Annotated in this window: 11 protein-coding genes; 6 read left to right on the forward strand and 5 right to left on the reverse strand. The window is 59.6% G+C overall.

Translation table 11 applies throughout. The features are described 5' to 3' along the window. Window positions 1–236: 236 nt before the first annotated feature. Both AADW57_RS08235 and AADW57_RS08240 read left to right on the forward strand, forming a co-directional pair. Window positions 237–1,652: an NAD(P)/FAD-dependent oxidoreductase gene (locus tag AADW57_RS08235; RefSeq protein WP_341669674.1), complete on the forward strand. Its 1,416-nt coding sequence runs from the start codon at window positions 237–239 to the stop codon at window positions 1,650–1,652. 210 nt (window positions 1,653–1,862) lie between these two features. Beyond that, window positions 1,863–4,268 carry a penicillin acylase family protein gene (locus tag AADW57_RS08240; protein ID WP_341669568.1) on the forward strand — a complete coding sequence of 802 codons (2,406 nt, stop codon included), beginning with the start codon at window positions 1,863–1,865 and terminating at the stop codon, window positions 4,266–4,268. Between the two features lie 488 nt (window positions 4,269–4,756). On the opposite strand, the gene argH is transcribed toward AADW57_RS08240, so the two are convergent. After that, a complete protein-coding gene (gene argH / locus AADW57_RS08245) occupies window positions 4,757–6,178 on the reverse strand; it encodes an argininosuccinate lyase (RefSeq protein ID WP_341669569.1) in 1,422 nt (473 codons plus the stop codon). A 120-nt stretch (window positions 6,179–6,298) separates the two neighbouring features. On the opposite strand from argH, the gene AADW57_RS08250 reads away from it, so the two are divergent. Both AADW57_RS08250 and AADW57_RS08255 read left to right on the forward strand, forming a co-directional pair. Next, window positions 6,299–7,609: a mechanosensitive ion channel family protein gene (locus AADW57_RS08250; protein WP_341669570.1), complete on the forward strand. Its 1,311-nt coding sequence runs from the start codon at window positions 6,299–6,301 to the stop codon at window positions 7,607–7,609. Between the two features lie 13 nt (window positions 7,610–7,622). Then, the gene (locus AADW57_RS08255) at window positions 7,623–7,961 is read left to right on the forward strand and encodes a P-II family nitrogen regulator (RefSeq protein WP_341669571.1); all 339 of its coding nucleotides are present in this window, start codon (window positions 7,623–7,625) and stop codon (window positions 7,959–7,961) included. A 62-nt stretch (window positions 7,962–8,023) separates the two neighbouring features. Here the strand turns inward: AADW57_RS08255 and AADW57_RS08260 are convergent, their stop codons facing one another. Next, the gene (locus tag AADW57_RS08260; protein WP_341669572.1) at window positions 8,024–9,232 is read right to left on the reverse strand and encodes an MFS transporter; all 1,209 of its coding nucleotides are present in this window, start codon (window positions 9,230–9,232) and stop codon (window positions 8,024–8,026) included. Between the two features lie 51 nt (window positions 9,233–9,283). Next, on the reverse strand, window positions 9,284–9,862 hold the full coding sequence (locus tag AADW57_RS08265; protein ID WP_341669573.1) for a chorismate--pyruvate lyase family protein: 579 nt from the start codon (window positions 9,860–9,862) through the stop codon (window positions 9,284–9,286). A gap of 36 nt (window positions 9,863–9,898) precedes the next feature. Between AADW57_RS08265 and AADW57_RS08270 the strand changes: the two genes are divergently transcribed. Continuing rightward, a complete protein-coding gene (locus AADW57_RS08270; protein ID WP_341669574.1) occupies window positions 9,899–10,633 on the forward strand; it encodes a pseudouridine synthase in 735 nt (244 codons plus the stop codon). An 8-nt stretch (window positions 10,634–10,641) separates the two neighbouring features. Here the strand turns inward: AADW57_RS08270 and AADW57_RS08275 are convergent, their stop codons facing one another. Both AADW57_RS08275 and ugpQ read right to left on the reverse strand, forming a co-directional pair. Further along, window positions 10,642–11,496, reverse strand: coding sequence for a 23S rRNA (adenine(2030)-N(6))-methyltransferase RlmJ (locus AADW57_RS08275; RefSeq protein ID WP_341669575.1), 855 nt, complete (start codon window positions 11,494–11,496; stop codon window positions 10,642–10,644). Between the two features lie 23 nt (window positions 11,497–11,519). Beyond that, window positions 11,520–12,275 (reverse strand): glycerophosphodiester phosphodiesterase, encoded by a 756-nt coding sequence (gene ugpQ, locus AADW57_RS08280; protein WP_341669576.1) that lies wholly within the window; start codon window positions 12,273–12,275, stop codon window positions 11,520–11,522. Between the two features lie 217 nt (window positions 12,276–12,492). Here ugpQ and AADW57_RS08285 point away from each other — a divergent pair, with 217 nt between their 5' ends. Beyond that, complete coding sequence (locus AADW57_RS08285) at window positions 12,493–14,451, forward strand: SurA N-terminal domain-containing protein (protein WP_341669577.1); 1,959 nt, start codon at window positions 12,493–12,495, stop codon at window positions 14,449–14,451. The last annotated feature ends 39 nt before the right edge of the window (window positions 14,452–14,490 follow it).

The following is a 14,490-nucleotide window of genomic DNA, read 5'->3' on the forward strand; positions in this document are numbered from 1 at the left end:
TGGATGCATGACGACAAAGCCGCGACGAATCGCGGCTTTTTTGCCAAGTTTAACTCTACAGGGTAGAATAAAGACATTCTACACCGTAGAAACTTTCTGTTTTGAGCTGAATCGATGGCCCAAAGCGCGGAAAGATGCAGAACGGAACGCCGCGATGATGCGCGTCACCGGGGCATTCCGCTCTGTGACCCATACGGCAGGCCCAGCGCCTGCCGTCACTGACACAGGACACCCGTATCATGAATTTACGCAAACCTATTCTTTTGGATGATGTGCGTAGCGCAGAAACACACTTGACACTTAACAACCGCCTCTGGAACTGGCGTAAAGGCCAGTTGGCCGACGCTGCTGCGCCAGCCACATACTACGAGGCGTCTCTGGCCCCCTGGGCCGAGTTTGCTCCCTTGAATACCGACCGGCAATGCGATGTGCTGGTCGTGGGCGGTGGACTGCTGGGCGCATCCACGGCTTTGCATCTGGCCCAGTCGGGACTGGATGTGGTGCTGGTCGAAAAAGACAGCATCGGCTCGGCCGCTTCGGGCCGCAATGGCGGTCAACTGACCCCGGGGCTGGCGCGCTGGGAAGCCGCCGACATGATCGCCCACTTGCCCGTGGATCAGGCCAAGCGCCTGTGGCGGCTGGCCTCGGTCGAAGCGATGGAGCTGGTCGACGAAATCGCCCAGCGCTACGACATGGATTTTGATCGCCGCCGCGGTCACTTGACTGCCGCCGTGCATCCTGGACACATGAGTGCCTTGATCGAAGGGGCCGATGCGCGTCGCTATCTGGGCGATGATTCGGTGGATGTGGTCGGCGCGTACGAACTCGAACAGCATATCCGCTCGGATATCTATCATGGTGCCACGGTTGACCGCCTGGGCGGTCAGGTGCATCCGCTGGCATTGTTGCGCGGCCTGGTCTACGGATTGGTGCAGCAGGGCGGCACCGTACACGAAGGCACTGAAGTGCAGGCGATCGAACAGACATCGTCCGGTGCGCTTGCCATTACCCCGGGCGGCACCATTACCGCGCGTAAGGCGCTGGTGCTGGCAGTACACAACACCACGTTCCAGTTTTTGGATGGGCAGGCCAATACGACGGTGCCTTTCTACACCTACGTGGGTGTAACCACCCCATTGCAGCAGGATGTGGCCCAGCTTTTGCCGTCGGACATGGCGGTCTACGATACGCAGTTTCAGATCGACTACTACCGTGCCGTGCGTCAGAACCGCTTGTTGTTCGGCGGGCAGGGCACGGGCAGCAGTTGGTCGCCCGAACGCATCAACGACTATTTGCTGGAGCGCATCCGTACCGTGTTTCCCCAGTTGGATCAGCCCGAGCTGGAGTTTTCCTGGAGCGGCATCAGCGACTTTACCCTGAACGGCGCTACCGATTGTCGCAAGACCGACGATGCCGTGCCGGTTTATATGGTGCATGGCTGGAGCGGGCATGGCGTGGCGCAGACCGTGCGTATCGGCAAAGCCATCAGCGACGATGTGGCCGGTCGCAACGAGGACTTTGCGCTATTGACGGGGATTGATCACATGGCTATTCCTTTGGGGCGCCAGTTGTCGGCAATGGCCATTCCTGTGGTCAAGGCAGCGATCGGCGTGGTTGGGGCCATCAACCCAGGGCGCCTGGTGTCGTTCTGATGGTGGCGGATGCGCGCCGTGCCTTGGGCGTGGCGCGCCTGCCTAGCTAGGGCAAGCCCTGACTTCTTTTAAGACCGGATTGATATAAATTTGTGATCGCCTATTTGTATTGGCTTCAATATTTTAGGGTCATAATAATTTTCGGTATCATAAAAGGGGGCAAATATGCAGTCAGGGATGGTTCGTGCGGGCGTGGCCGCAGCAGGTTTGATGGCGAGCATGGTGTGGGCCGGCTCGCCGGTCTACGCCCAGGTGCAGTCGGTAGAGGTGCTGCGGGACAGCTACGGTGTGCCGCATGTCTTTGCCGACAGCCATTACGGCGTGTATTACGGTTACGGCTACGCCGTGGCCCAGGACCGGCTATTCCAGATGGATATGGCGCGGCGCTCGTTTGTAGGCACGACGGCCCAGGTATTGGGGCCGGGCGACCAGGACGCTTACGTCAAGTACGATATGCAGGTGCGGCAAAATTTCACGCCTGCATCGATACGGCGGCAGATGGCCGCCTTGCCCAAGGAGCAGGCTGATATTTTCCGTGGGTATGCCGACGGCTTTAACGCCTATCTGGAAAAAGTGCGCCGCCATCCCGAGCTTTTGCCCAAAGAATATCTGGATTTTGATTTTCAGCCCGAGCCGCTGAGCGAGTTCGATGTGGTCATGATCTGGGTAGGGTCGATGGCTAACCGCTTTTCAGACACCAATCTGGAGCTGAGTGCGTTGGCGTTGCGCCAGTCCCTGGAAAAGCAGCATGGCCCTCAGCGCGGGCGCGCCATTTTTGACGAGTTGCTGTGGGTCAACGACACGGCTGCGCCTACCACCGTGCCTGCCCAGTCCGCCGGGCAGGAGCCGCGTGCGCGGGTTGGTGGCCAGGCGCTGGCCCAGGTGTCGCCACAGGCGCTGAGCGTGGAGCTGGACCGTCAGGATAAACAGTGGGGAGGCCAGGGTCCGGACTTTGCGCCCAAGGCCAGCAATTTGTGGAGTACCCGGCCCGAGCGGGTTCAGGAAGGGGCGACCGTCCTGATCAATGGTCCGCAGTTTGGCTGGTACAACCCCGCCTATACCTATGGCATTGGCCTGCATGGGGCAGGCTTTGATGTCGTAGGCAATACGCCGTTTGCCTACCCGATCGTGTTGTTCGGCACCAATAGCGATATTGCCTGGGGAGCGACTGCCGGTCCGCAGGATGTGGTCGACATGTACCAGGAAAAGCTGCATCCGTCCCGCCCTGACCAATACTGGTTCGACAATGCCTACCGCACGATGGAGCAACGCAAAGAGCGGATTCAGGTGCGCGGTCAGGCCGACAGAGAAATAACGGTCTGGCGCACCGTCCACGGCCTGGTGACACAGTTCGACTACGAGCAGGGTGTGGCCTACAGCAAAAAGCGCAGCTGGGATGGCTACGAAGTGCAATCGCTGCTGGCCTGGCTGAATGTCGCCAAGGCGCGCGACTGGACCCAGTTTTTGGAGCAGGCCAGCAAAATGGCGATCTCCATCAACTGGTATTACGCCGACAAGCACGGCAATATCGGGTATGTATCGCCTGCTTTCTTGCCCCAGCGTCCTGCCGATCAGGATATCCGCGTCCCTGCCAACGGGGACGGCAGCATGGAGTGGCAAGGCACCAAGAGCTTTGATGCGATTCCTAAAGCGTACAATCCGCCCCAAGCGTACCTGGTCAATTGGAACAACAAACCTGCGCCAGACAAGACCAATACCGACACGTATTACTGGACGTATGGCGACCGCATGAACGAGTTGGTCGCCCAGTATCAGAAAAAAGACGTCTTTAGCGTGCAGGAAATCTGGGACTTCAATAAGACAGCTTCGTATGCAGATGTGAACTGGCGCTATTTCCGTCCGCATCTGGAGAAACTGGCGCAGCAGCTTCCCGCTACGGATGCCGGCCACAGCGCGTTGACGACCTTGTTGGCATGGGATGGGATGGAGCGCGACCAGAACGGAAAGAATGCCGGACCGGCGCGCGTCTTGTTCAAGACCTGGTTGGAAGAGATGTACAAGCAGGTCTTGATGCCTGTTGTGCCCGAGTCACATCGCGCCATGTATAGCCAGACTGGCTTTGCCACGCAGCAAGGCCCCAATCCGGGTTCCATCAATCTGAGCATGGGCACAAAAGTGCTGCTGCGCGCATTGGCGCTGGAAGCCCGGCCCGATCCGGAGCGCGTGAATGTGTTTGGCGAGCGCCGTTCGCAGGATGTCATGCATCAGGCGTTGATTGATGCCCAGGCGCGTCTACGCCAGCAGCAGGGCGACGATATGGCACGTTGGACTGTGCCGACCTCGGTGCATCGCTTTAGCGATAAGAACTTTACTGGCACCCCACAGGCTGCTCCCGGCAATACGTTTGCCTTTACCGGTTACCAGAACCGGGGCACGGAAAATAACCGTATTGTTTTTAATGACCAGGGCGTGGAGTTTTGCGATGCCATGCCGCCCGGCCAAAGTGGGTTCACGGATCGTCATGGTGTGCGCAGTCCCCATTACGATGACCAGTTAAAGCTGTACGAAAATTTCCAGTGCAAGACTATGGATGTGAGGCATGCGGATATTCGTCGCAATGCGCAAAGCAGCACGATGCTTGTGATTCAACCTTAGTCATGCAGTTTGCACGTGCCGTCTGCGCATGTGATTGATGACGGCAGCATGTATCGATGCGTTGCATACATGGCGTGCGTGTAATAAAAGGTTCTTCGTCAAGTACTGGGGATTCCTTTGTATGGCTTGGGCTGTTTAGGCCAAGCGCAGAGAACTTCGGGTTCTCGCCAGGCCGGCCATAGCAGGTCGGCTTGGCTGGCTTCTTCGCCCGCCATCCCGCTATGGCCGGTCAGGCGAGAACAGCGCCGATGTGCTTGGCCAAAACGGGAAGGCGTACGCCGTACAAGGTATCAGTCATCCGCAGCATTTCTTGTTTGGCATGAAGGCGTATAGCCGGAGCTATTTCGTCGGTATTTTGAATGGCGTCTTCAAAAAGCCAGTTCCTCATCGACTGGGTAAATTGGCTCCAGGAATGCGGCGAAGAACCAAAAAAAGCCGCTCCTGGATTCGGGAGCGGCTTTTTGTTGGGGCTTGCTGCGCGGTGACGATCAGCCTGGGGTACGGTCCAGAATGCGTTGTGCTTCGATACGCACGCGTTCGGGGGCGGTGCCGCCGATGTGTTTGCGCGAAGCGACCGAGCCTTCCAGGGTCAGGACGCCAAAAATATCGGACTCGATTCGGCTGTCGAAGGCTTGCAGTTGTTCCAGGCTCAGGTCGGCCAAGTCGCAGCCCAACTGTTCGCATTCACGTACTGCCAGCGCCACGGTTTCGTGGGCATCGCGAAATGGCAGGCCCTTTTTGACCAGATAGTCGGCCAGGTCGGTCGCTGTGGCAAAGCCTTGCAGCGCGGCTGCGCGCATGGCGTCGGGCTTGACCTTGATGCCCGAGATCAGGTCCACGAAGATGGTCAGGGTGTCGCGCACGGTGTCGGCCGAGTCGAACAGACCTTCTTTGTCTTCCTGGTTGTCTTTGTTGTAGGCCAGGGGCTGGCCTTTCATCAGGGTCAGCAGGGCGATCAGGTGGCCGTTGACTCGGCCTGTCTTGCCGCGCGCCAGTTCGGGAACGTCGGGGTTTTTCTTTTGCGGCATGATGGAGCTGCCCGTGCAAAAGCGGTCGGCCAGATCGATAAAGCCGACGCGCGGGCTCATCCACAGTACCAGCTCTTCGGAAAAGCGCGAGATGTGCGTCATGATCAGGGCGGCAGCGGCGCAGAACTCGATGGCAAAGTCGCGGTCCGAGACGGCATCGAGCGAGTTGCGGCAGACTTCGTCAAAGCCCAGCAGGCCGGCGACCATGTCGCGGTCTATGGGGTAGCTGGTGCCGGCCAGGGCGGCTGCGCCCAGGGGCAGGCGGTTGACGCGCTTGCGGCAGTCTTGCAGGCGCTCGGCATCGCGGCGGAACATTTCGGCGTAGGCCAGCAGATGATGGCCGAAGGTGACGGGCTGGGCCACTTGCAAGTGGGTAAAGCCGGGCAGGATGGTATCGGCCTGCGCCAGCGCCAGTTCGGCCAGCTTGCGCTGCATCTGCGCCAGCAGATCCAGGGCGATGTCGATTTCGTTGCGCAGCCACAGGCGGATGTCGGTGGCGACCTGATCGTTGCGCGAGCGGCCCGTGTGCAGGCGCTTGCCGGCATCGCCGATCAGTTCGACCAGGCGCTTTTCGATGTTCAGGTGCACGTCTTCCAGATCCAGCAGCCACTGGAACTGGCCTTGCCCGATCTCGTCCAGGATCTGGGCCATGCCGCGTTCGATGTCTGCCTTGTCCTGGTCGCTGATGACGCCGACCGCCGCCAGCATGCTGGCATGGGCCAACGAGCCCTGGATGTCGAATTGCGCCATGCGCTTGTCGAAATCCACGGAAGCGGTATAGCGCTTGACCAGATCGGAGACGGGTTCGGAAAAACGGGCGGACCAGGCTTGGGCCTTGTTGGCGAACTGGTCGTGATTGGAGTTGGGTGTGTTCGTAGACATAGAAGGCAATTATAGTAAATCGTGCCGGTCGGCAGGGCGCTGTGCAGTATATTAGAGAGTTTTGAAAGTCTAGGATACCGAACCGGCGCATTTTTGTGACCGGGCGGACAGGGAACCGATATGGTGGAAGAGCGCACCTTGCCCGATTTGCTGGGATGGCAACGGATCGAGGGTTATTTACCGCAGGATTTATGGGTGCAGGTGCTGGCGGGCATTGCCATGTTGGCCTTGCTGGTCTGGTTCGCCAGTTGGATCACTTCCGGCGTGCTTTCCAGCTTGGTGCGGCGCATCCTGAAAGTCGCCGGCAAGGACGAGTGGGCGCGCGCTTTGGTCAAGCGCCGTTTCGTGCGCAATGTGGGCTATGCCGTGCCCATGCTGGTGGTGGCGGCTAACCTTACGCTGCTGCCTTTGGACCCGACGTTCCTGCAGCCGGTGGCGCGCCTGTTTCTGATGGCGTTTTGCGCCTTTGTCACCATGGCCATCGTCAGCCTGCTGGGGGCCTGGCAGGACGTATACGCCAATTCCAGCCGCGGCCGCACCCGCTCGATCAAGGGCTACATCGAAGTGGGCAAGATCGGGGTTTGGGCCATCGGTTTTATTGTCCTGACCTCGATTTTGCTGGATCAGTCGCCGGTACTGTTGCTCTCGGGTCTGGGTGCCTTGTCGGCAGTGCTGCTGCTGGTTTTTAAAGATACCTTGCTGTCGCTAGTGGCCAGCACTCAGATGAGCAGCAACGATATGCTGCGCATCGGCGACTGGATCGAGATGAAGCAAGCTAATGCCGATGGCTTTGTGATTGATATCGCTTTGCATACGGTCAAGGTGCAGAACTGGGACAAAACGGTTACGACCATCCCGACCTATAAATTGTTTTCCGAAAGCTATCGCAATTGGCGTCAGATGTTCGAGTCCGGCGGGCGGCGCATCAAGCGCACCTTGAGTCTTGATGCTTCCAGCGTACGCTTTCTGACCCCCCAAGAGGTGCAGCGCCTGTCCCGGTTCGTGCTGCTGCGCGACTATCTGCAGGACAAGCAGCGCGAGATCGAAGCCACCAATCAGGAGTTCGTGCGTGCCGGCATGGATGAGGTCAATTATCGGCGGCTGACCAATATCGGCACCTTTCGCGCCTATTGCATGGCCTATATCAAGCAGCACAAGGAAGTGCATCAGGATATGATTCAGATGGTGCGCATGATGGAGCCCACGGCCGATGGCATCCCGGTGGAGGTCTACTGCTTTACCGACAAGACGGCCTGGGTTGATCACGAGCGTATCCAGGGTGACATTTTCGATCACTTTCTGGCGATTCTGCCTGAAATGGGACTGCGTCTGTTCCAATCGCCGACGGGACGGGACCTGAGCCTGGGCTTGAGCCTGGCGGCGGAAAGTCACCGCCCGTCCATGGACATGAACGATTCCTTAAAATCTTGAAGCACAAGCACTCATGAAAAAAATCACTGCCATCATCAAGCCTTTCAAACTGGACGAAGTCCGCGAAGCCTTGGCCGAGCTGGACGTGAACGGCTTGACCGTCACCGAGGTCAAGGGTTTTGGCCGCCAGAAGGGGCATACCGAGCTGTATCGCGGCGCTGAGTACGTGGTGGACTTTCTGCCCAAGATCCGTGTGGATATCGTGGTGGCGGCAGACCGCTGCGAAGCGGTGATCGATGGCATCATCAAGGCCGCCCATACAGGCAAGATCGGCGATGGCAAGATTTTTGTAACGCCGGTGGAGCAGGCCATCCGCATCCGCACGGGCGAGAGCGGACGCGACGCACTGTGATCAGGGCCTGCTGTGCAGGCCCGTGTGGCGTGCGCAGCGGGCAGGGAGCGCGCTTGCCATGATCAGGCTTGGGCCTGGCGCAGGCCGCGTTTGTCCTGCAGCCATAGCCAGGCCAGCGCCAGCATGACCAGGCCCGAAATGGGCAGAGTCCAGGTGTTTACGCCTTCCCAGCCATAGTTGGCCAGTACGCGCCCGGAAGTGAACGAGGACAGGGCCACACAGGTAAAAATGATGAAATCGTTCAGGGCCTGCACGCGGCTGCGCTCTTGGGGGCGGTAGCAGTCCAGCACCATATTGGTCGCGCCGATAAAGCCGAAGTTCCAGCCCAGGCCCAATAGAATCAGGCTGCTCCAGAAGTGCGCGACGCTGATGCCGGCCAGTGCCACGACGCTGGCCAGGCCCAGCAGCAACATGCCCAGAAAGGTCACGGGGATTTTTCCGAAACGCTTGATCAGGTGGCCGGTGAAAAAACTGGGGCCGAACATGGCCAGGATATGCCACTGAATGCCCAGCGTGGAGTCGTTCAGACTATGGCCGCAGCCGATCATGGCCAAAGGAGAGGCCGTCATCAGGAAATTCATCAAACCATAGGATGCCACCCCGGCCAGCACGGCGATGATGAAACGGCTATTGGCGGCAATCTCGCGCAAGGGGCGGCCGGTGTAGGGCCCAGCCTTGGCCGGGTTTACATCGCGCCCCAGACGCAGCGCGAATGCAAATGGCAAGACCAGCGCCGCCAGGGCCGCCTGCGCCAGAAAGGCGGCGGCAAAGGGGTGCTGCGGCCACAGTTCTTGTGTATGGACAATGGTTTGGGTGGCAATGACGGCACCGAGCAGGCCGCCCGCCATGACCCAGGAGATGGCCTTGGGCCGGAACGCATCCGAGGCGCTGTCGGCGGCAGCAAAGCGATAGCTCTGGACATACGAGGCGTACAGGCCGGCGAACAGCGTGCCCAGGCAAAACACCAGGAATGATTCGATATAAATGCCGGATGCGGCCAGCAGGCCCGCGCCTATGCCCAGCAGTGCGCCGATGATGTAGCCGCCTTGGCGCCCCAGACGGCGCATCAGGTAGGCGGCGGGCAGAATGCCCAGAGCCAGTCCCAAGTTGAAAATGCCGACGGGCAAGGTAGCCAGATCGGCGCTGCTGGCCATGCGCTGGCCAACCAGGCTGCTCAAGGCCACCACCAGGGCGGGATTGGCTCCGCCCAATGCTTGCATGCCCGACAGTACAAGGGCATTGTGGCGGCTTTGATCGGGGTGGCTGGGCATGGCAAGGACTCTCTACATAATTTCAGATTATTAGTTAATGATAATTGGAAATTAAGAGAGCGTGGCACCGGGTGTCCAGAATGCGGGCGTAAAGCATTCGGCCACCAGCAAGGGTTCGCCGCAGCGCCAGAACACGGAGCAACGCGCCATCAGGTTCGCAGGCATGGGCAGGCTGTCTGTATTGTGGGTGCATAAAGCGTGCTGGACTGTGCGCCACAAGGGCATGGCACGGTTCAGTCGGCAGGACAAAAATTCGGATCGTTGTATCTGCGCGTCGTTATACAGCATATCGGCCAAGGGGCGGCTGCGCAGCCGCCGTATGCCTTGCCAGACGCCATGCGAAGCGGCCAGGGGCGTGAAACTGCGCGCAATGACGCAGCACACACCATCAATAGACATGGCGACCTCGCGTATCCAGGCCAGCGTGCCGGGGGGCTTGCTGATCAGGGCGGCTTCCTGGGCGTCCAGGCGATGGGCATACTCGCGCACGACCCGCAGTTCTACGTGCCCCAGTCGGCGCAGGCCTGCCGTCAGGGCACCGGGCCTGTTTAGCCAGTGTTGCTGGGCAAGGGTGGCGCTGGGGTGAATCCGAGGGGTCCAGGGTTTTTTTGCAGTCGTACTCAATTTCATGAGCCGTATTATCGCCAAAGCCATAAAATAGCGCTCATGGAAAAAGAACGTATCTCAAAATTAATGGCCCAGCGCGGCATGTGTTCGCGCCGCGAAGCGGATGCTTTCATCGAGCGCGGCTGGGTGCGGGTGGACGGCGAAATCGTGTCCGAACTGGGCAGCAAGGCCTATCCCAACCAGAAAATCACGCTGGAAAAGCAGGCGCGCAAGCGTCAGACCCAGCGGGTGACCATTTTGCTGCACAAACCGGTGGGCTTTGTGTCGGGGCAGGCCGAAGCGGGCTACCGTAACGCGGTGTCGCTGATCAATGCATCGACCCAATACAAGGGCGGGCGCAGCGCCCTGAAGTTCGAGCCGGCGCATTTGCGTGGCCTGGCACCGGCCGGGCGGCTGGACATCGATTCCACCGGCTTGCTCATTCTGACTCAGGACGGGCGAATCGCGCGCCAGATCATCGGCGATGATTCCGTCATCGATAAAGAATATCTGGTGCGTGTAACCGGCAAGCTCAGCGAACGCGGCATGGAATTGCTGAATTTTGGCTTGAGCCTGGATGGCAAACCTTTGCTGCCGGCCCAGGTGTCCTGGCAGAATGAGGATCAACTGCGCTTTGTGTTGCGTGAAGGCAAAAAACGCCAGATCCGTCGCATGTGCGAAATGGTGGGCCTGAAAGTCGTGGGCTTGAAACGCGTGCGCATCGGCGAGCTGGTGCTGGGCGATTTGCCCGTGGGCCAGTGGCGCTACATGAAAGAGTCCGAGCGCCTGGCCTGACCCGACTCTTATTGCCCAGAGGTGCGCAACTGATAGCTGGCCCGGTCGTCCTGGGCCAGTTTTTCTTTTAGCCAAGGCAAGCTTTGCGCCAGTTCCGCCTTCAGCGTCCAGGGCGGGTTACAGATGAACAGGCCGCTGCCGTGCAGGCCCAGGCCGTTGGTGGCCGGAGCGCGCACGTTCAGGCTGGCGTGCAGCCAGGGCGTGTCCAACTGTTCCAGGCTGCGCTGTAGCTGTTGCACTTCCGGGCGTTGCACGATGGGATACCAGACCACGATGCAGGCCTGAGCAAAGCGCTTGAGGGCGTCTTTGACGCTGTTCACGACCTGCCGGTAGTCGGATTTGGCCTCGTAGGAGGGGTCCATGACGATGATGCCGCGCCGCGACGGTGGAGGCAGCAGACGGTTAAGCTGCTCAAACCCATTTTGCTGGTACAGCTTTACGCGTCGGTTGCCGCGTGGATAAAGTTGTCCCACATTTTCGCAGAGCACTTCAAACTCGGATGGATGCAGCTCAAAGCCATGAAAGCTGTCCTGCGGGCGCAGCAGGCTGAGGGCCAGCCAGGGCGAACCGGGGTAGTAGCGCGCCACATCGTCGCTGTTCAGTTGGGCGATGGCGTCGATGTAGCGTTCAATCAGTGCGGGGCAATGGTCCTGCTGCAGTACTTTGTCCAGGCCGTCGTAGAATTCGCCGCGCGTTTGCGCCCAGTCGTCGTCCAGATCGTACAGACCGGCTCCGCAATGCGTGTCGATCAGGGTGAAGGCGTTGTCTTTGCGGGTGTAATAGTCAAAGATATGCAGCAAGGTGGCGTGCTTGAGCACGTCTGCGTGATTGCCGGCATGAAAGGCGTGGCGATAACTAAACAAGAGCAGTCCTGGCGTAGTGCCGGTTAAAGAGTATCGGGACGGATGGTGGTGACTTTGTCGGTTACGATGGCGTTGCAGCCCCAGTCCAACAGTTCGCGGGCGCGCTCGGCATCGTTGACGGTCCAGACAGCCACGGTATAGCCGGCCTGGCGGATGGCCTGCACCAGTGCTTTGTCGGTGTAGCGATCGTTCAGGTTCAGGCCCCAGCAGCCCAGGCGTTCAAGCCGTTCGGGCCAATCGGACGGCACGTGTTCTTCGATGAGCAGGGCGCGCGGCAGCGTGGGCACGGCTTGTTGGGCAGCGTGCAGGGCGTGTTCGGAAAACGAGGATAGCAGTGGTGGCAGGCTGGCCTTGGCCCAGAGCCGCTGGGCAGCCAGGGCCACGAGCCGGCCGGTCTCGCTTTCCTGCCCGGTCGTGGGCTTGATTTCGATATTGCTGTGTATCTGGTTGGCCAATGTGAAGGCGGCAATGGCGCTAAGGGTAGCGATGGGTTCGCCCGCGTAGGCCGACGAATGCCAGGCACCGAAGTCCCAATCGGCCAGTTCGGCCAGCGTATGGTCCGAGGCCAGGCCGCTGGCGTTCGAGGTACGATCCATCGTGTCGTCGTGCAGCAGGATAGGAACCCCGTCGCGGCTCAGCTTGACGTCGTACTCCATCATGGCAAAGCCGTTCTGCGCGCCCACGCGCATGGCGGCCAGCGTATTTTCGGGAGCGATCTTGCCCGCGCCGCGATGGGCGATCAGGCTGGGATAGGGCCAATGGTGGGCGATAGGGGGCATGGTGGACTCGCAAACGGCTGTATAAAAAAGCCAATGTACTATTTTAACCGGGGCTGTACACTGTAAGGTTAAGGTTTTGGATTTACAATCCACCCCTAGCCTTTGTTTAAGCCAGACATACTTAATCTAAACACGGTATATTTTCAGGCCGAGCTGCGCTCCCGTCCTGATGCGCCGCCCGCAGCGCGCCGCTGCAAGCGAAAGTAGGTGATGATTAATGTTCGAGATTATCCGTAAGAACCAACGCATCATGCAGTTGGTCTTGTTAGTGCTGATTCTGCCGTCTTTTGTCCTGATCGGCGTCAGCGGCTATTCCAATTACGTCTCCGGCGACAGCGATATCGTCAAAGTGGGCGACAGCGCCATTACCGCGCAGGAGTTCGATCGCGCCCGTCGCATGCAACTGGACGACATGCAGCGCAGCAATCCGGGCGGCTTCGATCTGGCTCAGGCGGACAGCCCCGCTACCCGTCGCTTGTTGCTGGAGTCTCTGATTGATCAGCGCGTGCAGATCGATCAGGCCACGCTGGCCCGTTTCAATGTGTCCGATACTGCCTTGCGTGATGCCATCGCCACCATGCCCCAGTTCCAGGAGAACGGGGTTTTTTCGCCCGCACTTTATAACCAGGTGTTGGCCTCGGCCGGCATCAGCGTGCGCGATTTCGAACAAAGCCAGCGTGGCCAGTTGGCCTTGGATCTGGTGCTCGGTCCGGTGGGTACAACGACCGCCATGTTGCCCAGCGTCATGAATCAGCTGGAAATTGCCCTGACCGAAGAGCGCGGCGTGCGCATCCGCACTTTCCTGGCGCGCGACTTCGAGGACAAGGTTCAGGTTGCCGATGCAGATCTGCAAGCCTGGTACGACAAGAACAAAGCGTCGCTGGAGCTGCCCGAGCAGGTCAGCGCCGAATACCTGCTGCTTAACGAAGCGGCGGCGTCGACCGATCTGGCCAAGCCCACGGACGAGCAACTGAAGCAATATTACGAGCAGAACAAGGCGCGCTATGTGCAGCCTGGGCGCGTCAATATCAGCCATATCCTGGTCGCCTTGCCCACTGGCGCTTCGCAGGAACAACGCGAGACGGCACAGGCCAAAGCCCGCGAACTGGCCGACAAAGCCCAAGCCGACAAGGCCACGTTTGCCGATCTGGCGCGCAGCAGTTCCGAAGACGGCGGCAGCGCGCGCGATGGCGGCGAACTGGGCTGGATCACCAAAGGCTCCTGGCCGGCCGTGCTGGAAAATGCGGTTTTCTCGCTGAACAAGGGCGATGTATCCGGTGTCATCGAAGGCCCCAACGGTTTCCATATTTTCAAAATCAACGATGTGCAGGCCGAACAGGGTGAAACCTTCGAGCAGGCACGTGCCAAGGTCGAAGCGGAAGTGCGCAAGCAACTGGCCGCCGAGCGCTTTGCCGACATGGCGACCAAGCTGACCAATCTGGTGTACGACAACGAAGAAAACCTGCAGGCGGCCGCCGCGGCGCTGGGCTTGACGCTTCATACCGTGGACGGCATTACGCGGCAGGGTTTGACGCCGGCCTCCCATATTGACAGCGATAAAGCCGCAGCCAGCAGCCCCGATGCTGCTGTCTTGGACGACAGCCGCGTGCGTCAGGCCTTGTTCAATCCGACCGCCATGAATTCGCGTAAGAATGCCGGCGTAGTGGAAATTTCGCCCGATACCCTGATTGCGGTGCGTGTGACCGATGTGCAGGCCGCCCATGTGCCGGCGCTGGATAAAGTGCGTAATCAAGCACGCGAAAATCTGGTGCGCGAACGCTCCCGGGAATTGGCGGTGCAGGCTGGTGAACACTTGCTTGAGCAGCTCAAGGGTGGCGCGGCTCCCGAGGGCTTTTCCAAAGAGTTTGCCGTTAGCCGCGCTGTTTTCCCTGAAATGGACGAAGCTTTGTTGAACAAGGTGCTGGCCAATCCGGTGGACAGTCTGCCGGCTTATGTGGGTGCTGCCCAACCGCAAGGCTTTAGCGTGGTGCAGATCGTCAGCCATCAGCCCGGAAAAGCAGGCAATCCAGGGCTTAGCCTGTTGACAGCGCAGTTGAATCAGGCGTTGGCGCGCAGTGAAACCCAGGCGGTGTTGCAAGCCATGCGCGAGAATATGCACGTTCAGGTGCTGCCCGAAGCCGAGAAGGAACTGACTGCCAGCGGCGACGCGGAATAAGTTCAGGTAGTATGTATCCAGACGCCCCAGGCCGCTTGC

The sequence above is a fragment of the Alcaligenes sp. SDU_A2 genome, assembly GCF_038237375.1.
Lineage (GTDB): Bacteria > Pseudomonadota > Gammaproteobacteria > Burkholderiales > Burkholderiaceae_B > Alcaligenes.